The organism is Mannheimia granulomatis (genome assembly GCF_013377255.1).
GTDB lineage: Bacteria > Pseudomonadota > Gammaproteobacteria > Enterobacterales > Pasteurellaceae > Mannheimia > Mannheimia granulomatis.
Genome location: NZ_CP016614.1, coordinates 1701504 through 1726225, shown reverse-complemented (window position 1 = coordinate 1726225; position 24722 = coordinate 1701504). Strand labels below are relative to the sequence as shown.

At 39.4% G+C, this 24722-nt stretch carries 23 protein-coding genes; 7 read left to right on the top strand and 16 right to left on the bottom strand.

Going from position 1 to position 24722, the window contains the following annotated elements; genetic code table 11:
• Window positions 1-102 precede the first annotated feature (102 nt).
• Window positions 103-1482, bottom strand: a complete 1380-nt coding sequence (cysS, locus tag A6B41_RS07955; protein WP_027074170.1) for a cysteine--tRNA ligase — start codon at window positions 1480-1482, stop codon at window positions 103-105.
• Between the two features lie 154 nt (window positions 1483-1636).
• On the opposite strand from cysS, the gene A6B41_RS07950 reads away from it, so the two are divergent.
• On the top strand, window positions 1637-2146 hold the full coding sequence (locus A6B41_RS07950; protein WP_027074171.1) for a peptidylprolyl isomerase: 510 nt from the start codon (window positions 1637-1639) through the stop codon (window positions 2144-2146).
• A gap of 70 nt (window positions 2147-2216) precedes the next feature.
• Here A6B41_RS07950 and A6B41_RS07945 read toward each other — a convergent pair whose 3' ends face one another.
• The gene (locus A6B41_RS07945; protein WP_027074172.1) at window positions 2217-3146 is read right to left on the bottom strand and encodes an AEC family transporter; all 930 of its coding nucleotides are present in this window, start codon (window positions 3144-3146) and stop codon (window positions 2217-2219) included.
• A complete protein-coding gene (gene fdhD / locus A6B41_RS07940) occupies window positions 3104-3961 on the bottom strand; it encodes a formate dehydrogenase accessory sulfurtransferase FdhD (RefSeq protein WP_050436806.1) in 858 nt (285 codons plus the stop codon). The genes A6B41_RS07945 and fdhD overlap by 43 nt, the downstream gene beginning before the upstream one ends.
• Before the next feature lie 234 nt (window positions 3962-4195).
• Here fdhD and fdnG point away from each other — a divergent pair, with 234 nt between their 5' ends.
• From fdnG to fdhE, 4 genes are read left to right on the top strand one after another with little or no spacing between them, the layout of a single operon-like run.
• Window positions 4196-7267 (top strand): formate dehydrogenase-N subunit alpha, encoded by a 3072-nt coding sequence (gene fdnG, locus A6B41_RS07935; RefSeq protein WP_156930219.1) that lies wholly within the window; start codon window positions 4196-4198, stop codon window positions 7265-7267.
• A 2-nt stretch (window positions 7268-7269) separates the two neighbouring features.
• Complete coding sequence (gene fdxH, locus A6B41_RS07930) at window positions 7270-8163, top strand: formate dehydrogenase subunit beta (RefSeq protein ID WP_027074175.1); 894 nt, start codon at window positions 7270-7272, stop codon at window positions 8161-8163.
• Window positions 8163-8837 carry a formate dehydrogenase subunit gamma gene (locus tag A6B41_RS07925; protein ID WP_027074176.1) on the top strand — a complete coding sequence of 225 codons (675 nt, stop codon included), beginning with the start codon at window positions 8163-8165 and terminating at the stop codon, window positions 8835-8837. Before fdxH ends, A6B41_RS07925 begins: the two co-directional genes overlap by 1 nt.
• Before the next feature lie 55 nt (window positions 8838-8892).
• Entirely contained in the window at window positions 8893-9810 is a 918-nt protein-coding gene (gene fdhE, locus A6B41_RS07920; protein ID WP_027074177.1) for a formate dehydrogenase accessory protein FdhE, read from the top strand.
• A 55-nt stretch (window positions 9811-9865) separates the two neighbouring features.
• On the opposite strand, the gene A6B41_RS07915 is transcribed toward fdhE, so the two are convergent.
• Together A6B41_RS07915 and sodC are read right to left on the bottom strand one after the other, a co-directional pair.
• On the bottom strand, window positions 9866-10153 hold the full coding sequence (locus A6B41_RS07915; RefSeq protein ID WP_032847378.1) for a hypothetical protein: 288 nt from the start codon (window positions 10151-10153) through the stop codon (window positions 9866-9868).
• A gap of 104 nt (window positions 10154-10257) precedes the next feature.
• Window positions 10258-10806 carry a superoxide dismutase family protein gene (sodC, locus tag A6B41_RS07910; RefSeq protein WP_027074179.1) on the bottom strand — a complete coding sequence of 183 codons (549 nt, stop codon included), beginning with the start codon at window positions 10804-10806 and terminating at the stop codon, window positions 10258-10260.
• A 182-nt stretch (window positions 10807-10988) separates the two neighbouring features.
• Between sodC and asd the strand changes: the two genes are divergently transcribed.
• The gene (asd, locus tag A6B41_RS07905; protein ID WP_027074180.1) at window positions 10989-12104 is read left to right on the top strand and encodes an aspartate-semialdehyde dehydrogenase; all 1116 of its coding nucleotides are present in this window, start codon (window positions 10989-10991) and stop codon (window positions 12102-12104) included.
• A gap of 56 nt (window positions 12105-12160) precedes the next feature.
• Here asd and A6B41_RS07900 read toward each other — a convergent pair whose 3' ends face one another.
• The 10 genes from A6B41_RS07900 to A6B41_RS07855 all read right to left on the bottom strand — a co-directional run bounded on the left by A6B41_RS07900 (window position 12161) and on the right by A6B41_RS07855 (window position 20538).
• Window positions 12161-12718 (bottom strand): hypothetical protein, encoded by a 558-nt coding sequence (locus tag A6B41_RS07900; RefSeq protein ID WP_032847381.1) that lies wholly within the window; start codon window positions 12716-12718, stop codon window positions 12161-12163.
• A 68-nt stretch (window positions 12719-12786) separates the two neighbouring features.
• Window positions 12787-13362: a hypothetical protein gene (locus tag A6B41_RS07895; RefSeq protein ID WP_027074181.1), complete on the bottom strand. Its 576-nt coding sequence runs from the start codon at window positions 13360-13362 to the stop codon at window positions 12787-12789.
• 132 nt (window positions 13363-13494) lie between these two features.
• The gene (locus A6B41_RS07890) at window positions 13495-14679 is read right to left on the bottom strand and encodes an FAD-dependent monooxygenase (RefSeq protein ID WP_027074182.1); all 1185 of its coding nucleotides are present in this window, start codon (window positions 14677-14679) and stop codon (window positions 13495-13497) included.
• Between the two features lie 81 nt (window positions 14680-14760).
• The gene (rapZ, locus tag A6B41_RS07885) at window positions 14761-15627 is read right to left on the bottom strand and encodes an RNase adapter RapZ (RefSeq protein ID WP_027074183.1); all 867 of its coding nucleotides are present in this window, start codon (window positions 15625-15627) and stop codon (window positions 14761-14763) included.
• Between the two features lie 12 nt (window positions 15628-15639).
• Window positions 15640-16194: a PTS sugar transporter subunit IIA gene (locus A6B41_RS07880; protein ID WP_027074184.1), complete on the bottom strand. Its 555-nt coding sequence runs from the start codon at window positions 16192-16194 to the stop codon at window positions 15640-15642.
• A 41-nt stretch (window positions 16195-16235) separates the two neighbouring features.
• Window positions 16236-16961, bottom strand: a complete 726-nt coding sequence (gene lptB / locus A6B41_RS07875; RefSeq protein ID WP_027074185.1) for an LPS export ABC transporter ATP-binding protein — start codon at window positions 16959-16961, stop codon at window positions 16236-16238.
• 10 nt (window positions 16962-16971) lie between these two features.
• A complete protein-coding gene (gene lptA / locus A6B41_RS07870) occupies window positions 16972-17478 on the bottom strand; it encodes a lipopolysaccharide transport periplasmic protein LptA (RefSeq protein ID WP_027074186.1) in 507 nt (168 codons plus the stop codon).
• A gap of 29 nt (window positions 17479-17507) precedes the next feature.
• Window positions 17508-18092: an LPS export ABC transporter periplasmic protein LptC gene (lptC, locus tag A6B41_RS07865; protein WP_027074187.1), complete on the bottom strand. Its 585-nt coding sequence runs from the start codon at window positions 18090-18092 to the stop codon at window positions 17508-17510.
• Between the two features lie 167 nt (window positions 18093-18259).
• Window positions 18260-19063 carry an exodeoxyribonuclease III gene (gene xthA, locus A6B41_RS07860; protein WP_027074188.1) on the bottom strand — a complete coding sequence of 268 codons (804 nt, stop codon included), beginning with the start codon at window positions 19061-19063 and terminating at the stop codon, window positions 18260-18262.
• A 98-nt stretch (window positions 19064-19161) separates the two neighbouring features.
• On the bottom strand, window positions 19162-20538 hold the full coding sequence (locus A6B41_RS07855; protein ID WP_027074189.1) for a Na+/H+ antiporter family protein: 1377 nt from the start codon (window positions 20536-20538) through the stop codon (window positions 19162-19164).
• Window positions 20539-20768: 230 nt separating this feature from the next.
• Between A6B41_RS07855 and A6B41_RS07850 the strand changes: the two genes are divergently transcribed.
• Window positions 20769-22427: a putative transporter gene (locus A6B41_RS07850; RefSeq protein WP_027074190.1), complete on the top strand. Its 1659-nt coding sequence runs from the start codon at window positions 20769-20771 to the stop codon at window positions 22425-22427.
• A 147-nt stretch (window positions 22428-22574) separates the two neighbouring features.
• Here the strand turns inward: A6B41_RS07850 and malQ are convergent, their stop codons facing one another.
• Window positions 22575-24653 (bottom strand): 4-alpha-glucanotransferase, encoded by a 2079-nt coding sequence (gene malQ, locus A6B41_RS07845; protein ID WP_027074191.1) that lies wholly within the window; start codon window positions 24651-24653, stop codon window positions 22575-22577.
• Window positions 24654-24722: the final 69 nt, after the last annotated feature.

Genomic DNA, 24722 nt, shown 5'->3' with positions numbered 1-24722 from the left:
GAAATAAATTTGCATTCTGTATGATTGATTTTCATCATAAAATGACAAGCGGTCAGAATTTGCTAATTTTTTGCAAAATCCAACCGCTTGTAAATAATATGATTAAGCTTTACGCCAAATCGTGCCGTTTGGGGTGTCTTCGAGTACGATGTTCATTGCTTTGAGTTTATCGCGCACTTCATCAGCAACCGCCCAGTTTTTGCTAGCTTTTGCTTCGTTGCGTTGTTTAATCAGTGCCTCAATTTCAGCGGTTTCATCATCGTTAGTATTTCCTTTTAAGAAAATATCCGGATCTTGCTCTAGCAACCCTAATACGCCTGCAAGTTCCTTTAAGCGTACAGCCAAAGCATTGGCTTTTACCATATCTTCGGTTTTGAGCTTGTTTATTTCACGAGCCATTTCGAACAAAACAGCTAATGCTCCCGGCGTGTTGAAATCATCGTCCATTGCGGTTTTGAAAGCTTCAACATATTGCTCTCCTGTTGTTGCCACACCAGACAGATCACAACCACGCAGGGCTGTGTATAGGCGTTCTAATGCAGAGCGAGCTAAATCAAGGTTTTCCACACTGTAATCTAATAATGAGCGGTAATGTGCCGTTAAGAAGAAATAACGTAGCGATTCCGCATCGTACAAGCCGAGCATATGGCGTATACTGAAGAAGTTACCGAGTGATTTTGACATCTTCTCTTTATCAATCGTCAGCATGCCGGTGTGTAACCAATAGTTCACATAATCACCACCATGGGCACAGCAAGATTGAGCGATTTCGTTTTCATGGTGTGGGAACATTAAATCCGCACCGCCGCCGTGAATATCAAAGTGTTCGCCTAGCTCTTTGCTGTTCATTGCCGAGCATTCAATATGCCAGCCCGGGCGACCATTGCCCCAAGGGCTTTCCCAGCTTGGCTCTCCCTCTTTTGACATTTTCCATAACACGAAATCCATCGGGCTTTTCTTCACCGATTTAATTTCAACTCTTGCTCCTGCTTGGAGTTGCTCTAAGTTTTGACGAGATAACGCGCCATATTTATTGAATGACTCTACATCAAACATCACATCGCCATCCGCTGCGACATAAGCGTTGCCATTTTTAATCAACTTTTCGACCATAGCAATAATTTCAGGGATATGTTTGGTTGCTCGAGGCTCAACATCAGGACGTAAAATGTTTAAATCGTCAAAATCTTGATGCATTTCGGCAATCATTCTTTCAACTAACTCATCGCACGTTTCGTTATTTTCTAACGCACGTTTGATGATTTTATCGTCCACATCAGTAATATTGCGGACATAACGTAAATTGTAGCCCGAATATCGTAAATAACGAGCGATTACATCGAAAGAGACAAAAGTACGCCCATGCCCGAAATGGCAAAGATCGTAAACTGTCACGCCACAGACGTACATTCCCACCTGCTCAGAATTAATTGGTTTGAATTCTTCTTTTTCCCGTTTTAGGGTGTTATAAATTTTGAGCATAAAGTCCTCTGGTTTAATATTCTTTCAAAATACGTCTAAGTATAGCGAATAAGCGGTCTAATTTTGAGATTTTTTTGCAATTTGTTTTAAACTTTTTAATAATAACGACCGAAATTTATTTCCCATCCCATTTTTATTCATTAAGGAACTCAGCATGATTACATTACACACTAATTTTGGCGACATTAAAATTGAATTAAACTTTGAAAAAGCGCCAATTACGGCTAAAAATTTTGAAGATTACTGTAAAGAGGGTTTTTATAACGGTACTATTTTCCATCGTGTGATTGATGGTTTTATGATTCAAGGTGGTGGTATGACAGTTGGTATGTCAGAAAAAGCAACTAAAGCACCAATCCAAAATGAAGCCGGCAACGGTTTAAGCAACAAACGTGGTACACTTTCAATGGCTCGTACTTCCGATCCTCATTCTGCCAGCTCGCAATTTTTCATCAACGTGGCAGACAATAATTTCTTAGATTACCGTTCAAAAGAGATGTTTGGTAAAACTGTAGTACAAGAATGGGGCTATGCGGTATTTGGCGAAGTCGTTGAGGGTATGGATGTAGTTGATAAAATCAAAGGTGTAAAAACCGGCAATAAAGGCTTCCACCAAGATGTACCGGTTGAAGATGTAGTGATTGAATCAGTTACCGTTGCTTAGTCCTTTTCATTAAATTCATACAAGCGGTTAATTTTGAGCAAAATTTTACAAAAATTAACCGCTTGTTTTGTTATATCTGTTGATAAAGCCAAATAATCAGTGGCATAGTCACAACACAGAGTACCGTTGTTACCCCATAAATCGCACTGGCTTTTTTAGCATTTTGACCATAAGCCACAGCCATTTGGGTTGCAGTCGCTGCAGAAGGGCTGGTGGTGGCTAAAAAACTAATCATTGCAATAGTAACGCCATTTTCAACCCAGCCGGAAAATCCGCATAATTTAATCACGCCTAATAAAATTAAAGGAATCAGAATCAAACGTAGGAAAGCCACTAAATAAATTCGTTTATCCGTAATAATCTCTTTAAAAGGAATAGAGGCAATGAGCATGCCTGCAACCAACATAGATAGAGGCCCAAGCATATGACCTAAAGTTGATAAGGTAGCTGCAATAGTTGTAGGCAATTTAAAATGAAGTAAAAAGAGGGTAATGCCCACCATAATCGCAATAATATTGATATTAAAGATCATCTTTTTGAACGGCACACTGCCTTTGCCACAAATCAATAAACGTAAATGCGACCAAAATAAGAGATTTTGTACCACAATAAAGGCGATAGAATAAATTACCCATTCATTTCCAAATACAGAAGCAACAATCGGGATAATTAAGTTACCTGAATTAGAATAAATAGAAGTTGCTTGTTCAATATTATCCAGCTTAAATAGCTGCTTAAGCACCCAACCAAGAAAAACCAATATTCCGCTTAATACAAATGCCATCATAAAAGCCAGATATAAGCCATTAAGAATTTCGGTTGTATAATCTACCTGAAAGGCAGTAATCAGCATTGCAGGACTAATAATATATAAGCCTATAATTGAAATCGGATAACTTTGCTCAGAGGTCAATAATTTTGTTTTTACACTTAAATAGCCTAATAACACCATCAAGCTTAATTGTATGATTTTATCGGCAAGTAAAATTGCGATGTCCATTTTTTATCTAAAGAGAGTCTCTCTTCTCCGGCATAAATTGTGGCTTTCCCTTTACGGGTAAAAGCTAATAAAGTAAATTCATTTTCTGTTGCTATATTCACGGCCATTTCGGTGGTTGCTGAAATAGCACACAACATTTCTATCCCAACAGCCAGACACTTCTGAACCATTTCAAAACTCGCTCTGCTGGTGACAAATACAAAACCGATAGGAAAACCAACTTTGGCGTACCAACCGATGAGTTTATCTAACGCAACATGCCTACCAACATCTTCTCGAATTGCCAATAATTCTCCTTCAGGGCTGAAAAATGCAGCAGCATGGCTGGCACCAGTCTCTTTTGATAAATGTTGAGCTTTCTCAAGCTGGGCTAAACAATGTTCTAAAATTAGCGGATTTACCGCCTGTAAGCGGTTATTTTTTTTAACAATTTTACAACTTTGCTTAACTTGCTCTAATTGCTCAACACCACAAACTCCACAACCTGTTCGCCCTGCCATTGAGCGACGCTTATCTTTTAATAACACAAATTGCCGAGTGGAAATTTCCAATTGAATTTCAATGCCTGTGGGTTGCTCAATAATATCTAATCCATATAACTCTTGAGGGGTGTTTAAAATACCTTCCGCTAAAGAGAATCCAAGTGCGAAATCGTCTAAATTTATTGGTGTAGTCATCATAACCGTGTGCGAAATACCATTATAGACTAACGCGACGGGCACTTCTGAAATCAAATTATCCTCACAATCTTGTTTTTCAATTCCGCCAATTGAAAATGATAATTTTTTGGCCGTTTTTTTTGTGATCTTATTCACAATATTCATCTCTTACATGCTTAAAAAGTGGTTTGTTTTGTTAAAAAGTTGTATCATAAAGCGACATTAATTTGGTTTAAATCAAACTTTGTATAGATTTTACCGATTTACTTAGAAAAGAGTATATCTATTTGCCTTTGTCCAAAGGAAAATAATACACCTCTTCGACCAATTTATTAATCTATTTTGGTCAAATTTTCTTTTATTTCTCATATTATGTGATTTGGAGTGATTATGCAGATCTCAAGACGTAAGTTCTTTAAGGTCTGTGCAGGTGGTATGGCGGGCACTTCTGCTGCAATGTTGGGCTTTGCCCCGGCAACAGCATTAGCCGCACCACGCGAGTACAAGCTCTTACGAGCGAAAGAAACTCGCCAAACCTGTACTTACTGTGCTGTAGGCTGTGGAATGATTATGTACAGCCTAGGCGGTGAAGCAATGAATAGCAAAGGGAAACTTTTCCACATTGAAGGTGACTCTGACCATCCGGTAAGTCGCGGTGCATTATGCCCTAAAGGAGCAGGTGCATTAGATTATGTCAATAGCGATCGCCGAGTGCATTATCCGGAAGTGCGTGAACCAGGTTCAAAAGAGTGGAAACGTATTTCATGGCATGAAGCGGTAGAGCGTATTGCCCGTCATATAAAAAATGACCGTGATGATAACTTTATTGAAAAAAATACAGAAGGTACACCGGTCAATCAGTGGCTGACAGCCGGTTTCTTAGCAGGTTCTGCATGTAGTAATGAAACAGGTATTATCACGCAGAAATGGATTCGTTCTCTCGGTATGGTCTTTACCGACAACCAAGCGAGTATCTGACACGGACCAACGGTAGCAAGTCTTGCTCCATCATTTGGTCGCGGTGCGATGACCAACCACTGGGTTGATATTAAGAACGCTGATCTTGTAATCGTTATGGGCGGTAATGCCGCTGAAGCTCACCCTGTCGGTTTCCGCTGGGCAATTGAAGCAAAAAAGCAAAACGGTGCTAAATTAATGGTGGTTGATCCACGCTTTAATCGTAGTGCTGCTGTTGCTGACATCTATATGCCGCTACGTCCGGGTACGGATATTGCGTTCCTGTTAGGTGCGGTCAACTACCTGTTGAAAAACGATAAAATTCAACACGAGTATGTCAAACACTATACCAATGCGACTTTCTTAGTGCATGAAGGCTTTAAATTTGAAGACGGTTTATTTACCGGCTACGATGAAGCTACCCGTACTTATAAAGATCGTTCGACTTGGGCATATCAAATGGACGAAGAAGGCAACCCGAAACGGGATATGACTCTTCAAGATCCTCGTTGTATACTAAATATGTTGCGTGAACACGTTTCCCGTTATACACCGGAAATGGTTGAACGTATTACCGGTACATCACAAAAAGATTTCCTGATTTTCTGTGAAGAGATTGCTAAAACCTCTGCACCGGATAAAGCTGCTACATTCCTTTATGCATTAGGCTGGACACAGCACACCGTAGGTGCGCAAAATATTCGCTCAATGGCAATTATCCAATTACTGTGCGGTAATATTGGTGTTGCCGGTGGTGGGGTAAATGCTCTACGTGGTCACTCAAATGTACAAGGAATTACTGATTTGGGTCTATTCCCTGCACGACTACCGGCATACCTTCCTTTACCAAGCGAATCTGATGTTTCCCTAGAAGCATTCTTAGCTCGAATTACGCCAAAAACGATGGGGACAGGACAAACCAACTACTGGCAGAATACGCCGAAATTCTTCATCAGTATGATGAAGTCCTTCTACGGCGATAAAGCCACTGCGGAAAACGAGTTTGGTTTCCACTATCTGCCGAAACTACAAAAAGGTGGTATCGACCACTTCCGTTTCATTGAGCAGATGTACGAAGGTAAAATTAACGGTTATTTCTGTCAAGGAATGAACCCGATTGCTTCTTACCCGAACTCGCAGAAGATCATCAAAGCATTAAGTAATTTGAAATATTTAGTCATTTTTGACCCGCTTGTTACCGATACTTCCGAGTTCTGGAAAAATCACGGCGAGTTCAATAATGTTAATTCAGAAGAAATCCAAACTGAAGTATTCCGTTTACCAACTACTTGTTTCGCTGAAGAAGAAGGCTCAATTGCAAACTCCGGTCGTTGGTTACAATGGCACTGGAAGGCTTCTGATGCACCGGGTGAAGCAAAGCCGGATATTGATATTTTATCGGAAATCCGTGCAGAACTTATCCATCTTTACCATAAAGAAGGTGGGAAAGCACCGGTTGAACCATTAGAAGCAATGACATGGAATTATACTAATCCGTTAGAACCAAAAGCTGAGGAAATCGCAAAAGAAAATAACGGTTATGCATTAGAAGATGTAAAAGATGCTGATGGTAATGTGATTGTTAAAAAAGGCGAGTTACTTTCAAGTTTCGGTCAAATGCGTGATGATGGTACAACCTCCGGTGCGTGCTGGATTTATACCGGTCAATGGACACAAAAAGGTAACCAAATGGCAAACCGCGATAACTCTGACCCGTCAGGTTTAGGAAATACACTTGGTTGGGCATTTGCATGGCCTGCGAACCGTCGTATTTTATATAACCGTGCATCAGCAGATTTAAGCGGTAAACCATGGAACCCGAGACGTCAGCTGGTTAAATGGAACGGTAAAAACTGGAACTATATTGATGTCGCTGACTTTGGTACAGCTCCACCAAATGCTCCAACAATGCCATTTATTATGCAACCGGAAGGGGTTTCAGGCTTGTTCGTGCGTGAGCGTATGATTGATGGTGCGTTCCCAGAACACTATGAGCCGTTAGAAACACCGATCGGTACTAACCCGTTACACCCTAATGTAATTTATAGCCCTGTTGCACGTATTTTACCAACAGATAAAGCTGATTTAGGTACAAGCGCGGATTTCCCTTATGTAGGGACAACATACCGCTTAACCGAGCATTTCCACTACTGGACGAAAAATTCAATGATCAACGTTATCGCTCAACCTGAGCAATTCGTTGAAATCAGTGAAAAACTGGCTGCCGAAAAAGGTATTGCTAATGGTGATAAAGTTCGTGTTTGGTCTAAACGTGGTGAAATTAAAGCGGTTGCTGTGGTTACTAAACGTATTCGTTCGTTAGTTTCAGACGGCAAACCAATTCACACTATAGGTATTCCGATTCACTGGGGATTTGCAGCTACAACCGGTGCTAAAAAAGGTTACTTTGCGAATAACTTAACTGTGCGTTCGGGTGATCCAAGTTCAAATACGCCGGAATCGAAATGTATGTTGTTAAATATTGAGAAAATTGTGGGGGCATAACAATGGGTGTAGTTCAATCACAAAACATTATTAAAGCCTCTGCAATGTCAGGGTTAACGCCACCGCCTCAAGCTCGTGGACATCAAGTTGAAGTGGCAAAACTGATTGATGTAACAACCTGTATCGGTTGCAAGGCTTGTCAAGTAGGCTGTTCAGAGTGGAATGATATCCGTTCTGATGTCAATGCGGCTTGCGTTGGCGTATATGATAACCCTGCAGATCTGAATGCAAAAGCATGGACGGTAATGAAATTCAACGAAGTTGAAGAAAATGACCGCTTGGAGTGGCTAATTCGTAAAGATGGCTGTATGCATTGCTCTGAGCCGGGCTGCTTAAAGGCTTGCCCTTCTCCGGGTGCAATTATTCAATATGCGAACGGTATTGTTGATTTCCAATCCGACAAATGTATCGGTTGCGGTTATTGTATCGCTGGCTGTCCGTTTAACATTCCACGTATGAATCCGGAAGATAACCGTGTTTATAAATGTACACTTTGTGTTGACCGTGTTACTGTTGGTCAAGAGCCTGCTTGCGTGAAAACCTGCCCGACCGGTGCAATTCGTTTCGGCAGCAAAGAAGAGATGAAACATTATGCGCAAACGCGTATTGCTGATCTAAAATCTCGTGGCTATGAAAGTGCCGGACTGTACGACCCGGAGGGTGTGGGTGGTACGCACGTAATGTATGTATTACACCATGCAGATAAACCTGAGCTTTACTCCGGTTTACCAAAAGATCCGCAAATCGACCCAACTATTACGCTTTGGAAAGATGTTCTCAAGCCAGTAGCTGCCGTAGCAATGGGAGGTTTAGCATTAAGTGCCGCTGCACATTACATCAGTATTGGTCCAAACGTTGAAGAAGATGTGGAAGATCATCACGAGGAGACAAAATAATGAGCAAAGTGACTATTAGCAACGATACCAAAATCGTACGCCACAAACGTCCCGCACGTTTAAGCCACTGGCTTTTGGTTCTCTGTTTCTTCACAACCGGTTTGTCTGGGTTAGCATTTTTCTTCCCTGATATGGCGTGGATTGCCGAAATTCTTGGTACTCCGGCATTAGCGAGATTTTTGCACCCATTCACGGGTATTGTGATGTTCCTTGCATTCATTAACCTTGCTCGTATTTATTGGCGACATAACATTCCGGAAAAGAATGATATTCGCTGGGCAAAAGGTATTGTCGAGGTACTAAAAGGTAATGAACACGCTGTAGCTGATAACGGTAAATACAATTTTGGTCAGAAAATGCTGTTCTGGACACTGATTTTAGCGATGGTAACTTTACTTGCAACAGGGATTATTATGTGGAGACAGTATTTCTCACATAATTTCTCAATTCCGGTAATTCGAATTGCTATTTTACTTCACTCTGCAAGTGCATTTATGTTATTTACCGGCATTATGGTGCATATCTACATGGCTTTCTGGGTGAAAGGCTCTATTCGTGGTATGGTTGAGGGGTGGGTAACCGTTCGCTGGGCGAAGAAACACCACCCGAAATGGTACCGTGAAGAAGTACTACCGAAGTTAGAAAAAGAAATCGCTGAACAAAACAGCAAATAATGAATCAAGTGCGGTATGATTACCGCACTTTTATTTTAGCGACTTAGAGAACATTATGAGCATCAAAATACTACATCAAGATGAAATCAAGCAAGCTGCCAGCTCATTTCAGCAACCCGAATTATTATTTGCTAATCCTAAAAATCTTTATTACCGTCGAGCAAAAAGATTAAGAGAATTAGCCAAAGAAAACCCTTTTGGCGAATACATGGAATTTGCAGCTAACTTAGTTGATATTCAGCTAGAATTGTTAGAGAGCAGACCAATTGCAAATGATTCGGAAAAAATAACCGCTTGTGTCGAGATTACTCAAGGGGAAAAGCCACTAAATGGTAAAACCTTCCAACGCAGTGATGAGTGGAGATATTTGCTGCTCGCGATCGTTGAGAAGTTCAAGCCTTATGCTAACGATGTCATCTATCCAACACTTGAATGGTTTGAAAAAGCGTCTACCTCCGAAATTGAATCACTTGCTGATAATTTATTAAATGAGCGCTATGAACTTGTCGGTACAGATAAAGCTGTGTTTGTTTGGGCGGCACTCTCACTCTACTGGGTTCAATTAACCCAACAATTACCTCGTAATACTCGAGCAGAAGTTGGAGATAAACACCTATGTCCTGTGTGTGACTCAGCGCCTGTTACCAGCGTTATTCACTTTGGTGAGGTTCAAGGCTTACGTTACTTGCACTGTTCATTATGTGAAAGTGAATGGCATGTTGTACGTTCAAAATGCACAAACTGTGATGAATCAGGTAAACTGGATTATTGGAGTTTAGATAACGTCGAAGCCGCAGTAAAATCAGAAAGCTGTGGAGACTGTCACTCCTATTTAAAAGTTTTATATCAAGATAAAGATGTTAATGTAGAACCTGTTGCTGATGATTTAGCCAGCTTGTTCCTAGACTCAGAAATGGAACAAAAGGGCTTTTCTAGAAGTGCATTAAACCCATTCCTATTTCAAGCGGAATAAGTAGGACAATCTAAAAATATAAGGCAAGAAATCATCTTGCCTTATGGTTGAAATACTATTTTTCACTAATATTTAACACTGAGTGATAAATATTAACGCCTTTTCCTAATAATGGTTTTCCAACAATCAACGTTAATTTGTGCTGACCAATTGGTAAATTAGTAAACTGGATACGGTTGCGTTTTACCGTACCCGAATTACGTTCGCCATTGTCCATTTCTAACTCCCATACTGCCTGCACCTTTTTGGTTTTATCTGCAAAAAAAAGTGGAATATAAACAGGAGAAGATTGGCAAAAATAGAGTTGCTCAGGAATTACTCGACGAGATAGTTTATGTGACATAATGTAGTCCTTAAAAATAAAGTTGGTTTATTTTAACGTTAAAAATAAATAAAGTGTTGGAAATATAATGCTAAAACCAACACTTCTCTAATTTAGATCAAATTTTATTTAATTACTCCACACGCCATACGTGCTCCGCCCCCACCAAGAGGTGCTGGATGATCTGAGTGATTATCTCCACCTGCGTGGATCATCAAAGAACGACCTTTAACTTCTTCTAATTTCTTTAAGCGAGGAGCTAATACTGGGTTAGTTGCTGACCCATCATGAAGTACGGTTAATGCGGGAAGGTCGCCCAAATGAGCATCGTCAGACCATGGTAAGCCGTGAGTTGCTTTTTTATTAGGACTCCAATGACCACCAGCAGCTAGACCAGCTGTTAGTTTTCCCTCTTTTTCCTTTGCTTCACAACTTGGATTTTCATGAATATGAAAACCATGTAAGCCTTCACTTAGATGCGTTAAATTAGGTGTAAAAACTAACCCATACGCAGATTCGGTAATTTCAATAGTACCAATATCTTTATTGCCTTTTTCTACATCAAGTTGCTGGATGTTAACGACAATTTTTGCCGGTTGCTCTGTAGCAAATACAGCGGTTGAACTTAGTACTAAAGAACTTAATACAATAGATAAAGCTGCTTTCATTTTTATAAAATTCTCCTTTTAAGTGCTAATTTTCTGCCTAGCTGGCACTTTGTTATTTTAACCATAGCGGTCAAATTTTGTCAAAACTTTACAAATCAACAAAAAACATTGATTTTTCACTCGAAATCCTGTATTTATTCCTACCTTAACAACAATTAATTTTTTATCTCTTGGTAGGAGCAAACACAATGCAAAACGTAGGTTTTATCGGTTGGCGTGGTATGGTTGGTTCAGTTTTAATGGACCGTATGGTTGAAGAAAACAATTTCGCTAACATTAATCCGATTTTTTTCACCACTTCACAAGCGGGTCAAAAGGCCCCTGTTTTTGCCGGTAAATATGCAGGCGAATTGAAAAATGCCTTTGATATTGAAGAATTACAAAAATTAGACATTATCGTTACCTGTCAAGGTGGTGACTACACCAACGAAGTCTATCCAAAATTAAAAGCAACCGGCTGGAACGGTTATTGGGTCGATGCAGCTTCTGCACTTCGTATGCAAGATGATGCCATTATCGTATTAGATCCTGTAAACCAGCATGTTATTTCAGAAGGTCTGAAAAATGGCATTAAAACATTCGTTGGTGGAAACTGTACTGTTAGCTTAATGTTAATGGCTATTGGTGGATTATTTGAGAAAGATTTGGTTGAATGGGTTTCTGTTGCAACTTACCAAGCAGCGTCAGGAGCTGGTGCAAAAAATATGCGTGAGCTGCTTTCACAAATGGGAGAATTACGTGACTCCGTACAAGCTGAATTAGCAAATCCGGCCTCTTCGATTTTAGATATTGAGCGTAAAGTAACTGCTAAAATGCGTGCTGAAGATTTCCCAACAGAGAATTTCGGCGCAGCCTTAGGTGGTAGCCTAATCCCTTGGATCGACAAATTATTACCTGAAACAGGGCAAACCAAAGAAGAGTGGAAAGGTTATGCGGAAACTAACAAAATTTTAGGATTAAGTGATAACCCAATCCCTGTTGATGGCTTATGTGTGCGTATTGGTGCATTACGTTGCCATAGCCAGGCATTTACTATTAAACTGAAAAAAGATATTCCACTAGCAGAAATCGAGCAAATCATCGCAGCTTATAACGAATGGGTGAAAGTGATTCCGAACGATAAAGAAACGACATTACGTGAGTTAACGCCTGCTAAAGTAACAGGTACATTAAGTGTACCTGTTGGACGTTTACGTAAACTAGCTATGGGGCCTGAATACTTAGCGGCATTTACCGTAGGGGATCAATTACTATGGGGTGCTGCAGAACCTGTTCGTCGTATTTTAGTGCAATTAACACAATAGTTTAAACTGCTGAAAATGAAAAAATGGTACATACTTTTAATATGTACCATTTTTTATTATTGCTGTGGAGCTGGCTCGTATTTTGCTTTTAATGCTTTTTCTAATTGCTGCCCTTGTTCAGCCACTTGGTTGAGTCTGGTTTGTAATTCACCAAAGGCTTTATGAGCCTCTGGAGTTGGATTTTTCTCCATTTTGGCACCTTCAACAATCATTTCAGTGCCTAGAGTCAGCACTTCTAATGTTTTATCTTTAAGCGCTTTCACTTCAGCATTTTGAATATTTAGGTTTTCAGCACTGGTTTTGATATTTTCAAGTTGAGATAATAAAGCCTGATTAACCGTTTCTTGCATTAATGCAGCATCGTTTTTTTGTTTTTCATTGAGCTTATTTGTGGCGCTGCTAATTGTATCGCGTAGCGCTTTTTCTTGTGCATCTTGCCATTCACGTAATGCTTTATAGTCTTGTGCACCGGTATCTTTTGATTCTTCTACTTTTTCTTGTGTTTGACTTGGAGTTTGTTCCGATTTTTGTACTTCGGGAGATGATGGTTTCTCACAAGCGGTTAAAAAAATCGTCAATAATGCAGATAGACCTACTTTAGTTAATGTATTCATGATGATTCCTTGTTATTCAGAAAAAAAGCTAGAGCAAAACACTCTAGCTTCTGAATTTGAGCGCTAAATTATTTAGCTGTAAATCTTTGTTGTAACTCAGCATTGAGTTTTTGTAGCTCATTACCTTCTTCAATTAAGGCTTGAGTTTTTTTCTGCAGTGCTTCTACTAAAGCTTGGTCATTTGGTGTTGCCATTGTTTTAACTTGTTCAGATAGCACTTCACTTGAAAGTGTTAATACAGATTTTGTTTTTTCTTTAAATGCTTTGATTTGAGCATCAGAAACTTCGATACTTTCTAAACTTTTTACAACCTCAGATACTTTTTGGTTGAATACTGTTAAGCCTTCTTGCATCTGTTTCGGATCTTGAGTTGCTAATTTTTGTTGTAATTCAGCTTGTGCTGTAGCCATTGTTTTTTCTTGAGCAACATTCCAGTCAACTAGCTTTTGGTAATCTGCTTTAGCTGCTTCTGTTGGTGCTTCAACCATTGGTTTAGCTGTTTCTGTTGCAGGAGCTTGAGCTGCCGGTACAGATTCAGTTGTTTTTGCAGGCTCTGCCACAGGTGCTTTTTGCTCTGGTTTATCACATGCTGCTAAGAATAAAGCAACTAATGCTGTTGCACTGATTTTAGTTAATTTGTTCATTAAAAAATCCTTAAATGAAAATAAAAAGAAACCCGACTAGGGATACGATATTGTACCAACAAATAGACAGATAATGTTATTATTAGTTCACAAAATCGGGAATATTTACGCTATCTCAATTAAATTTACATTTTAAAGGTGAATTGCTTGTTGAATAAGCAGCTTTTTTATAAATGGTAGCTGATCAGTAGCATTTAGCCCTAATCCTCTAAACAGTTTTTTTATAGGATGATTACCGTGGAAAAGTTGTTTTAGTCCTTCCATTGCAACTAATAGTTTTACCGCTTCGGCTTTGCGTTCGCGTTCAAATTGACGTAAATGGCGGTATTCTCCGATGTCCTCACCGTTTGCTAAATGTGTTTGGATTTCCTTGGCGAGTGTGGCAACATCGGTAAAGCCTAAATTTACTCCAAGACCGGCAAGCGGGTGGATAGTATGGGCGGCATCGCCAACTAATGCCACTCTTGATTGAGCGAAATCGCGGGCATAGCGTGCGGTAAGCGGGTAAATTTCGCGTAAACTTTGCAATTCGCATAAGCCTAAGCGGTTGTCAAAGGCGATAGTAAGTGCCTTATTAAATTCCTGTTCACTGCAATTTTTTAGCTCATCTGCCTTTATTGGCGGTAATGACCATACAATTGAACTTAAATTTTCGTCTGCCAATGGTAGAAACGCGAGAATGCTATCCTCAGCAAAAATCTGACGCGCAGTTTTACCGTGTTTTTCGCTGGTTTTCACATTACAGACTAACGCAGTATGTTGATAGTCACGGCTGGTTAATGGAATTTGAGTTTGGTTACGTACCCAAGAATTCGCTCCGTCAGCCCCTACCACTAATTTGGCTGAAATCATTTCACCGTTATCCAGTGTTAAAAAAGCCCCGTTATCGCTAATACCTAAGGTTTGAGGCATAGCGACAATATAGTCAACATTTGATTGAGTAGAAACTTGCCGCCAAAGAGAATGTTGAATTACTTGGTTTTCTAAGATAAAGCCAAGTTGTGAGAGTCCGAGTTGTTTAATTTCACTATCATTATTATCAAAATGGATATTTGCAAAACTGTCTTTTTCCCAGACACACATTTCCGAATAAGGAGAAATGCGTGCTGACGGAATATGCTGAAAAGCACCAATCTGTTCCAACATTTTTTGGCTGCTGGCGTTAATGGCACTGACACGGTGGAATATCGTATCGGCATCGAATGTTGGCATATTTTTTTCAATGATTGTAATTTTGCAAGGCGCGTCTTTGAGTAACCCGGCGAGCGCTAGCCCGACCATTCCTCCACCAATAATAACAATATCTGTAGATTTCATAGGCAATAGTGTATTAATTAGTTGAAACAAGCGGTTGAATTTTTGCAAAATTTTACTGAAATTTAACCGCTTGTAGAATTATCAATCTGTAGATTTCTTATGGTGTTTTTCCAAACTCTTATGGCGAATTTGAACGTTTTTCCCTTTCGCTTGGAAATATTTCGCCAACTGTTCTGTAATATACACAGAACGATGTTTTCCACCCGTGCAGCCTATTGCAATTGTTAGGTAACTGCGGTTATTTTGTTCTAACATAGGTAGCCACATTTCCAAATAGGTTCGGGTATGGTAGATAAAATTATGCACCTCAGTTTGGCGGTCTAAAAAGTCAATGACAGGTTGCTCTAAGCCCGTCATCGGACGTAGTTCCGGATTCCAATGAGGATTAGGTAAAAATCGAACGTCAAACACATAATCGGCATCAGCAGGCAAGCCGTATTTAAAACCAAATGATTCAAAAATAATCTTTAATTCTTTATCGCTTGAGCCTTGAAGAATATTACGGAGATTTTCTGCCAGTTCGTGTGAGGAAATATTGCTGGTATCAATAATGTAATTGGCATTTTGTTCCAGCGGTTCAAGCAGTTTTTGCTCAAGGTCGATAGCACTTTCAAGCGAAAGATCATCTTGGGTTGAAAGCGGATGAATGCGGCGAGAATCACTATAGCGGCGAATAAGCGTATTGCGTTCGCAATCTAAAAAGATCAACTTAGTATTTAATGGCATAAGCTGGGAAAGTAATTCATCAATCGCTTTTGGCGTATCTGGTAAATTACGGATATCTAAGCTTATTACTGCAGAGAGCTTTTCTTTGCTAAGGTATTCGGTTAAGCTTGGGATAAGTGGCAGAGGAATATTATCTACGCAGTAATAGCCTGCATCTTCTAGTGCTCTTAATGCAACCGATTTGCCGGAACCGGAACGCCCGCTGATGATGATCAATTCCATATAGCCTCAACATTATTCTTCAATTTTGACTGTATGATTATCAGCATACATTAAAATTTGCCAAATATCTTCTTCAGATTCTGCTGCTCGGAGCTGTTTAAGTAATGCTTTATCCGATAATTGGCGTGCAATTTCCGGTAAGCAGTGCTTATATTGCATGCAGTTGTTTTCCGGGAACATGATAGCATAAATTAAATCAACTTCTTTATTATCTTGTGCTTCATACTCAATCCCTTCTTCTAACTGCAAGAAAACCGCGACAGGTTTATCTATTGCCAGTGCTTCGCAAGCCGGAAGTTTGGCGTGAGGAAGGGCAATGCCTTGATTTAAGCCGGTAGTACCAAGTTTTTCTCGTTTAAATAAATTAGCAAAACATTCAATTGGGCAAATAAGTTCATTTTCTTCTGGTCTTTCTAACTGTTCAGTATTTTGCTGAATATGATTTACTTTATTATTTAACGATTGAGCAATGATTTTGCCTACAGTTTCTAATGCCCGTTTTTTGCTTGAAACTAACACCCCCTGGCGAATATTTTCAGGGCTTAAAAAATCAGTTAATTTTGTCATAATTTTTCATCTAAAGATGAAATCCCCAAAAGGGGATTAGTTTAGAGTTTAAATTGATCGCCTAGATAAACACGTTTTACATCTGGGTTTTCCAGCACTTCTTGTGGTGTGCCGTTGGCTATCATTTCACCGCTGCCTACAATATAGGCACGTTCGCATACATCTAAAGTTTCTCGTACATTATGGTCTGTAATCAGAACACCTAATCCACGTTCTTTTAGATTGACGATAATTTTTTTAATATCGATAACTGAAATGGGATCAACACCGGCAAAAGGCTCATCCAACAAAATAAATTTAGGATTTGCAGCCAACGCTCGGGCAATTTCTACGCGGCGGCGTTCGCCCCCTGAAAGCGATTGTCCTAAATTGTTTCTGATATGTTCGATGTGAAATTCAGCAATTAATTCTTCCGCTCGAGCTTTGCGTTGTTCATTATTAATATCTTTACGTACTTGCAGCACAGACATTAAATTATCATACACTGTCAAACGGCGGAAAATAGAAGCCTCTTGCGGTAGATAGCCAATACCTTGTTTGGCTCGGTCGTGCATAGGTAGTGTGCTGATATCTTCGTCATCAATGCGGATTTTGCCCTGATCGTGGCGAACCAAGCCTACCACCATATAGAATGTAGTCGTTTTTCCCGCACCATTTGGGCCAAGTAAGCCGACAATTTCACCTGATTTTACATTCAAGCTTACATCTTTCACCACTTGGCGTTGTTTATAACTTTTTGCTAAATGTTCTGCATAAAGCACAGACATATTATCTACCTTATTTTTTCTTGCTATCTTGAAGTTCGTTTGGAATCAACACGGTTTTCACGCGTGCTTTTCCGCCGCTGGTGGCTTTAAGTTGTTGTTTTTTCACATCATAGGTGATTTTATTCGCTCGAATAAAACTCCCTTGTTGCTTTAATTCAGCATTACCGATTAAGGTTAAAAATTCAGAATTTAAATCATAATGTACACTATTACCTTTACCATTAACCGGTTTTCCGTTATCTAAGGTTTGTTGAAAGGTAACAGGAGAACCTGTCGCATCAATGGTCTCTTTTTTGCCTTCTTGACGAGTGATTTTCACATTCGCGGCTGTTACTTTAATTGAGCCTTGGGTGATCACCACATTGTCACTAAATGTCACAATATTGCTGGTCATATCTAATGATTGACTGCCGGAATCAATGTTAATTGGCTGATCGGTATCTCCTTTTAATGCATAAGCAGAGAAGCTGCTGCCTAAAAGTAGAGTAACTAAAATAGATTTAAACAGTAATTTCATTATTTTTCCTTATTGAAAAAGCGAATTGGTTATTCTTGAGTTTGTTTGATAATCGTTGGCTCAAGATATGATTTTACATCTTTTTGTAATGTTGCTACCTGTTGCTTTAAATTTCCTTTTAGCCCCACACCGGTAGTTGTAAAGCCCAGACCTACTGATTTGACCGTACTTTCAGTAAAAATATCCTGAGTGTTTAAATCGACGGTTAATTTATCGGTAGAGATTTTTTGTAAGCGAGAGAGTGGGTCTAAAGCATTCAGTTGCACATTACCGGTTAAATTTAAGATCTTATCTTTAGTAATTTCAGCGTGATCTGCACTCACTTTCCACTGCTTTACATCTGAATCTTTGGCGAAAAGCTCAATAAATGGCTTTAAAAATTCGGTTCGCTCGGTAGATTCATAACGTTTAATTTCATCGGCTTGTGCAAAATATTGCGGTTTACCTGTTAGATCATAAACCGAGGTAGACATTTTATTCCCCACATATTCGGGCTGGCCCTCTTTTTTGATCAGTTGGTCAAGTCCGCTATTGTCTTTTTCTTGCAGGCTGTAATACCACCCACCTAGCACAGCAACAATAAGTAATAAAACTACAGTTAAACGTGTATTCATAAATCTTAAAATGGCTTAAAAATAGAGATTGATTGTAGCATAAATTTAGATAGTGTTATAGTAGACAATCTTAAGGGCAGAAATGTGCAAAATTTTCTAAAAAATAACCGCTTGTAAAGTCTAACTTCAGCCCTACAAGCGGTCAAAAAATATAAATTTTTTACAAATTATTTAAAGGTTGCCCAAACAGGTGAGTGGTCAGACGGTTTTTCCATTGCTCGAATTTCTAAATCAATACCGGTTTCTATACAGCGCTCGGCTAGCATTTTTGAAGCTAGAATTAGATCAATACGTAAGCCTCTGTTATCGTCAAAGCCTTTTGATCTATAATCAAACCATGAGAATTTATCATTGATTTCCGGATTTGCCGCACGGAATGTATCGACTAAACCGAAGCTGTGTAAACGTGCTAACCATTCGCGCTCTTCCGGTAAGAATGAACATTTTCCATCACGAAGCCAACGTTTGCGATTCGCTTCTCCAATCCCAATATCTAAGTCTGTAGGGCTGATATTCATATCGCCCATAATGATAATTGGGTTTTCTGGCTTTAATTCGCTTTCCAAGTAATGTTGTAAGTCGGAATAGAATTTCTGTTTTGCCGGAAATTTAGTTTCATGTGTGCGGCTTTCACCTTGTGGAAAATAACCGTTTAATACAGTGAGGATGCCAAATTCTGTTTCAATATCAGCCATAATCATTCGTTTTTGAGCATCTATGTCATCGGTTGGGAAACCTTTACGTACAGCCAGCGGCTCTTGTTTTGTTAGAAGCGCTACACCATAATGCCCTTTTTGCCCGTGGTGAAAAACGTGGTAGCCCAAATGATTCACTAAATCGTAGGGGAAATCTTCATCGGCAACTTTAATTTCCTGCAAGCCAATCACATCGGGTTGATGTTTTTCAATAATCGCTTCAAGTTGGTGCGGTCTGGCACGTAATCCGTTAATGTTGAAAGAGATAAATTTCATTTGTAATCCTAATCGTAGGGTTTGCAAAAAATAAATGAAAATAGACCGCTTGCAGCTTACAAGCGGTCTTTTTCTAACAAAATTTTGCGTATTATAACTTAAAGTGTCATTGCTGCAATCCAACCAAACACTAATAATGGAATATTAAAGTGAATAAAGGTTGGCACTACTGAATCCCAAATATGCTCGTGCTTACCGTCTGCATTTAAGCCTGATGTTGGACCAAGTGTTGAGTCAGAAGCCGGAGAACCTGCATCGCCTAACGCGGCGGCAACACCAATAATAGACATTGTTGCAAGTGGTGAGAAACCAAAAGAAACACAAAGTGGCACGTAGATTGAAGTAATAATCGGCACTGTTGAGAATGATGAGCCAATTCCCATTGTGATAAACAAACCGACTACTAGCATTAATAGAGCCGCCATTTCTTTTGAACTAATTACCGTACGTAAACTTTCTACTAATTCAGGTACGCCACCGGTAGAATTCACCACGCCGGCAAAGCCGGAGGCTGCAATCATCACAAAGCCAATCATTGCCATTAAACGTAAGCCGTCTTGGAAAACATCGTTGCTTTGTTTTAATTTAAATACGCCGCCAAATGCGAAAATGACTAAACCGGCTAATCCCCCGATAATGGTTGAGTTAGTGGCTAATTGGATAGAACAGGTGGTGATAATCGCAATAATACTAATACCAATGTGGAATGGCTTAATATTGGCAACACGTGCTTCGATATTATCTACAGTTAGCTCTGCTTGTGGTTCTACGTAAGTACGTGGTTTGCGATAAGAAACAAAAAATGCAAATAATAAACCTAAAATCATACCCGAAACCGGAATTAGCATTGCTTTAGTCATTTCAGGCGTGGTGGCGACTAATTGGAATTGCTCCCCGGCTTGGTTAATGTTCTTAACCAAAATACTTTCAATAAAGATTTGTCCGAAACCTGCCGGAATTAACATATAAGTTGCTGTTAAGCCAAAGGTTAATGCACAGGCAACTGCACGGCGGTCAATCTGTAATTTATTCATGACGCTTAACAGTGGCGGAACCAAAATCGGAATGAAGGCAATATGAATCGGAATTAAGTTTTGCGAAGACATTGCAAAGCCGGTCAATACAAAGAGTACGATATATTTAAACCAAAATACCGAACGTCCTGACGGGCTGTGACCGAAGGATTTAATCACTTTATAAGCGAGTAAATCAGTTACGCCTGATTTTGAAAGCGCAACCGCAAAAGCACCTAAAACAGCATAGTTCATCGCGGTTTCTGCACCGCCACCTAAGCCTCCGGTGAAACTTTTAATCGTTTTATCTAAGGCATCAGCAAAGCCCACACCTTCGACTTCTAAATTGCCAATCATTCCGCAAGTTAATGCAGAAATAATCAATGCGATTACCACGTTAATTCTGAGTAAACTCAGCACTAACAAAACGATAATCGAAATAAAAACTTCGTTTGATAACATTGTGTTTGTTTCCTTAAGTAATATAAAACTTATTTAATTTACTGAAAAAAAATAAGTTGTCGAGAATTTTTTTGCAATTGGGGAACTTTTTTGAAATTTTACTTTGGTGTGTGGCAGTGCAGTGTTGCTATCAATATTCCGTTTTTTGACATAGATCGCATTTTTACGTGTAGAGATTTGTTAGAATAAGCTACCATTTTGGAGGTATTTTATATTAAAGAGAGGCTGTAATGAGCGAAATTGCACTTACTGTCAGTTTGTTATCTTTAGTGGCAGTATTAGGATTGTGGATTGGGCATATTAAGGTAAGAGGAGTTGGATTGGGTATCGGGGGGGTACTCTTTGGTGGATTATTGGTCTCCCATTTTATGGGGCAGTTTGATATCAAACTTGACGCTCATACTTTGCATTTTATTCAAGAGTTTGGCTTGATTTTGTTTGTTTATTCGATTGGTATCCAAGTGGGGCCCGGCTTTTTTGCATCGCTTAAACATTCCGGCTTAAAGCTAAATGCTTTTGCAGTATTAATCGTACTGTTAAGCGGTGTATTAGTAGTACTTATTCACAAATTCTTTAATGTGCCTTTACCGGTAATTTTAGGGATATTCTCCGGTGCGGTAACCAATACGCCTTCTTTAGGGGCAGGACAGCAGGTTCTGTCTGAATTAAGTAATAGCAATGTGACCGAAATTATGGGGATGAGCTATGCAATTGCTTATCCTTTTGGCATTATCGGGATTTTGCTTACGATGTGGTTGGTTCGTATCCTATTAAAAATCAATATAGATAAAGAAGCAGAAGCATTTAATCAAGAACAAAATCCCGGTAAAGAGCAACTTAATAGTTTGAATGTTCGCTTAACTAATCCGAATATTAATGGGCTAAAACTCAATCAGTTACCGGATTTCGATTTGCATGAGGTTTCTTATTCTCGACTAAAACGAGGCGATGAACTCTCTATCCCTAAAATTGATACAGTATTACAAGTTGGCGATATATTACATTTAGTTGGAGAAGAAGCTGCGTTACATAAAATGCAGATCATTTTAGGTGAAGTAGCTGATGTATCGGTTTCAACTAAAGGTACGATTTACCGTTCAGAACGTGCAGTGGTAACCAATGAAAAAGTTTTTGGTAAACAAATTCGCCAACTAATGCTTAAAGGCAAATATGATGTCGTAATTTCACGTCTCAATCGAGCAGGAGTAGAGTTGGTTCCAAATGGTGATATGACTCTGCAATTCGGTGATGTACTGAATTTAGTTGGTCGTCAGGTTGATATTGAAACAGTAATGGGCATTATTGGCAATGCACAATCTAAATTACAACAAGTACAAATGCTGCCGATTTTTATCGGTATCGGATTAGGGGTATTATTAGGTTCGGTGCCTATTTATTTACCCGGTTTCCCTGTGGCATTAAAGCTCGGCTTAGCCGGCGGGCCTTTGGTTGTAGCATTAATTTTGGCTCGTATCGGTAGCTTCGGTAAACTCTATTGGTTTATGCCACCAAGTGCGAATCTTGCCTTACGTGAAATCGGAATTGTGCTTTTCTTAGCGGTAGTAGGTTTAAAATCAGGCGGGCGATTCCTTGAAACTTTGCTCAGCAGTGAAGGTATGGAATGGATTCTCTATGGCGCTATGATTACCTTTATTCCGCTGATGATCACAGGCTTGATTGCCAGACTTTATGGCAAATTGAATTACCTCACCCTTTGTGGATTACTCGCAGGTTCAATGACTGACCCACCGGCTCTCGCCTTCGCTAATGAAATTAAAGAAGGCAACGGTGCTGCCGCACTTTCTTACGCTACTGTTTACCCACTGGTCATGTTCTTACGCATCATGCTGCCACAGATACTGGCGATAATGCTATGGGTGGCGGGGTAGTGGAAGCTTACTTAAAACAAGCGGTTAAATTTGGTGATTATTTTGTAAATAAAAGCACGTCGGAAATTTTAGTTTGGATTGAGATAAAACAAGGCGACTATTAGTCGCCTTTCCTTTTTATTGTGTATATCATTTAGATAATATTTGTTATTTCCCTTTACGGATATCGTTAATTTTTTTCAATAAATCTTGGATATCTGTATCAGCAAAAATATCTTCAACGTTTACATTCAAGCGTCGTCGCCAGTTGGCATATTGCGTACTGGTTCCCGGTATATTAACCGGTTCGGTCATGCCCAACCAATCTTCAGGTTGGAAGCCGAATAGTCCGCTACTCACATTTGCTACATACGTTTGTAAACGGTGAATAAATGAGGTATTTACCGCGGAATTGAGCTGTTCGTTGATTTCAGGTTCTATCGTGACATTATGTTGCTTTAGTCGTTTTAATATTTTCGCTTTTGCATTTACCCGTTCTTGCTTCAGAATTGCCAGAATATCTGCATTCGGATATACGCCGAATTTTTCGCCTAATTCAAAATCATAGCCTCGCCAATAACCGTTAATAGTTGGTAAATCATGAGTGCTTAATGTTGTCATTGCTTGATAAGGATAATGCTGCAAATCACGGCTTTGGCCATGTTCGTCAAATTCAAAGTAGAAGATTTTGTAAGACAAAATGCCTGCATTTTTTAGTTTACTTACAATTTCTTTTGGCACTGTGCCTAAATCCTCACCTATAATCAAGCATTGATGGCGTTGGCTTTCAAGTGCCAGGATGGCAATTAAATCATCTACCGGATAACGTATATAAGCCCCGTTAACCGCACTATCACCTTTTGGGATCCACCATAAACGTAATAAGGACATAATATGATCAAGTCGCAAAGCACCACAATGTTTCATATTGGCTCTGACAAGTTCAATAAAAGGGCGGTAGGCTTGCTGTTTTAATATGTGAGGATTCATTGGTGTTAACCCCCAATTTTGTCCTTGCGGACCTAATACATCGGGTGGTGCGCCGACAGAAGCGTTTAAGCAATAAAGTTGTTTGTCGCTCCATGTTTCTGCACCATTCGGGCTTACGCCAACGGCGAGATCCCGATACATTCCGATACTCATTCTTTGTTGGCGGCAGAGAGCATCACATTCGGCCAATTGCTGATCGGCAATAAATTGTAGCCAGAGGTAAAACTCTACCTCTGCTTTATGCTCTTCTCTAAATCGCTGTACAGTGGCGGAATTGTAGTCTTGGTAGTCTTTTGCCCAAAAATCCCAGCCCCATTGGTTAGCAAATTGATTTGATAAATGTTGATGGAGGGCATCAAAAGTAGCTTGGACTTGTAGATTTTTGCCGCCTTTTTTGACAAATTCGGTGAAAGCTTGTTGAGAACAAGCGGTCATATTTTGCTGAAATTTTGCAAAGGCAAAGCGTAATCCCTTTAATTTTAATCGAATGATTTGCTCATAGTTTAGCCAATCTTGGTTACGCAATTGAGATAACTGTTGTTGGATTTCCGCAGACTTAAACCAAGCCTGAGCTTCATCACTTTGCTTAAATTCTACTAACTGATTAACATCAATATATGCAATATTCAGCCATTGGCGGGAAGACGGGCTGTAAGGGCTCGCTGAGTCTGGGTTTGCCGGAAAAAGCGAGTGGATCGGATTTAAACCGATAAAATCTGCTTGGTAAGGAGCAATTTGTTGGATAAAGTTTTTTAAATCACTAAAATCACCAATTCCCCAGTTATGTTCAGATTTTAGCGTATAGAGTTGTAGAAATGTTCCCCATAATTTTTTGTGTTCAAGTAATGCTTGTGGTTGATAGCAATGTTTAGGCGCAATAATAATGGTGCAATTAAAAGTCTTATTAAGGGTTTTTAATTGTAATTGATGATAACCTAAGGGTAAGTCTTTAGGTAATGTAATTCCCTGAGTTTTTATTTTTCCGGAAATAATTTGTGTGGAATGTTCTAATTGTAATTGCCAAGTTCCGGTTAATGGCTGTTTTTTATTCGCTAAGTGAAAAGGTAAAAAACAAGGTTGATGTTGATAAAAAATTTTTACCGCAGGAATCGGCGTGATATTTGCTCGAATATTACCATTAAAAGCTTTGAATAATGTTTGTTTTATTTTTTCGGATGCCTTTTTTTTCACACCACGTTCATCGAAAAAATAGGGCATGATGCCTGCCTGATGGCACTGTTTGGCAGTAATTTTCATTATTTCTCTCCATATTGAAATACAGTAGAAAATAAGCGACCTCTTATTGGAAAGAAGCCGCTGAGGTAA

What these genes read in the sequence shown, in the direction of transcription:
- cysS (WP_027074170.1), bottom strand. Translation starts at nt 1,482, where the DNA reads ATGCTCAAAATTTATAACACCCTAAAACGGGAAAAAGAAGAATTCAAA.
- A6B41_RS07950 (WP_027074171.1), top strand. Translation starts at nt 1,637, where the DNA reads ATGATTACATTACACACTAATTTTGGCGACATTAAAATTGAATTAAAC.
- A6B41_RS07945 (WP_027074172.1), bottom strand. Translation starts at nt 3,146, where the DNA reads ATGGACATCGCAATTTTACTTGCCGATAAAATCATACAATTAAGCTTG.
- fdxH (WP_027074175.1), top strand. Translation starts at nt 7,270, where the DNA reads ATGGGTGTAGTTCAATCACAAAACATTATTAAAGCCTCTGCAATGTCA.
- A6B41_RS07925 (WP_027074176.1), top strand. Translation starts at nt 8,163, where the DNA reads ATGAGCAAAGTGACTATTAGCAACGATACCAAAATCGTACGCCACAAA.
- fdhE (WP_027074177.1), top strand. Translation starts at nt 8,893, where the DNA reads ATGAGCATCAAAATACTACATCAAGATGAAATCAAGCAAGCTGCCAGC.
- A6B41_RS07915 (WP_032847378.1), bottom strand. Translation starts at nt 10,153, where the DNA reads ATGTCACATAAACTATCTCGTCGAGTAATTCCTGAGCAACTCTATTTT.
- asd (WP_027074180.1), top strand. Translation starts at nt 10,989, where the DNA reads ATGCAAAACGTAGGTTTTATCGGTTGGCGTGGTATGGTTGGTTCAGTT.
- A6B41_RS07900 (WP_032847381.1), bottom strand. Translation starts at nt 12,718, where the DNA reads ATGAATACATTAACTAAAGTAGGTCTATCTGCATTATTGACGATTTTT.
- A6B41_RS07895 (WP_027074181.1), bottom strand. Translation starts at nt 13,362, where the DNA reads ATGAACAAATTAACTAAAATCAGTGCAACAGCATTAGTTGCTTTATTC.
- A6B41_RS07890 (WP_027074182.1), bottom strand. Translation starts at nt 14,679, where the DNA reads ATGAAATCTACAGATATTGTTATTATTGGTGGAGGAATGGTCGGGCTA.
- rapZ (WP_027074183.1), bottom strand. Translation starts at nt 15,627, where the DNA reads ATGGAATTGATCATCATCAGCGGGCGTTCCGGTTCCGGCAAATCGGTT.
- A6B41_RS07880 (WP_027074184.1), bottom strand. Translation starts at nt 16,194, where the DNA reads ATGACAAAATTAACTGATTTTTTAAGCCCTGAAAATATTCGCCAGGGG.
- lptB (WP_027074185.1), bottom strand. Translation starts at nt 16,961, where the DNA reads ATGTCTGTGCTTTATGCAGAACATTTAGCAAAAAGTTATAAACAACGC.
- lptA (WP_027074186.1), bottom strand. Translation starts at nt 17,478, where the DNA reads ATGAAATTACTGTTTAAATCTATTTTAGTTACTCTACTTTTAGGCAGC.
- lptC (WP_027074187.1), bottom strand. Translation starts at nt 18,092, where the DNA reads ATGAATACACGTTTAACTGTAGTTTTATTACTTATTGTTGCTGTGCTA.
- xthA (WP_027074188.1), bottom strand. Translation starts at nt 19,063, where the DNA reads ATGAAATTTATCTCTTTCAACATTAACGGATTACGTGCCAGACCGCAC.
- A6B41_RS07855 (WP_027074189.1), bottom strand. Translation starts at nt 20,538, where the DNA reads ATGTTATCAAACGAAGTTTTTATTTCGATTATCGTTTTGTTAGTGCTG.
- A6B41_RS07850 (WP_027074190.1), top strand. Translation starts at nt 20,769, where the DNA reads ATGAGCGAAATTGCACTTACTGTCAGTTTGTTATCTTTAGTGGCAGTA.
- malQ (WP_027074191.1), bottom strand. Translation starts at nt 24,653, where the DNA reads ATGAAAATTACTGCCAAACAGTGCCATCAGGCAGGCATCATGCCCTAT.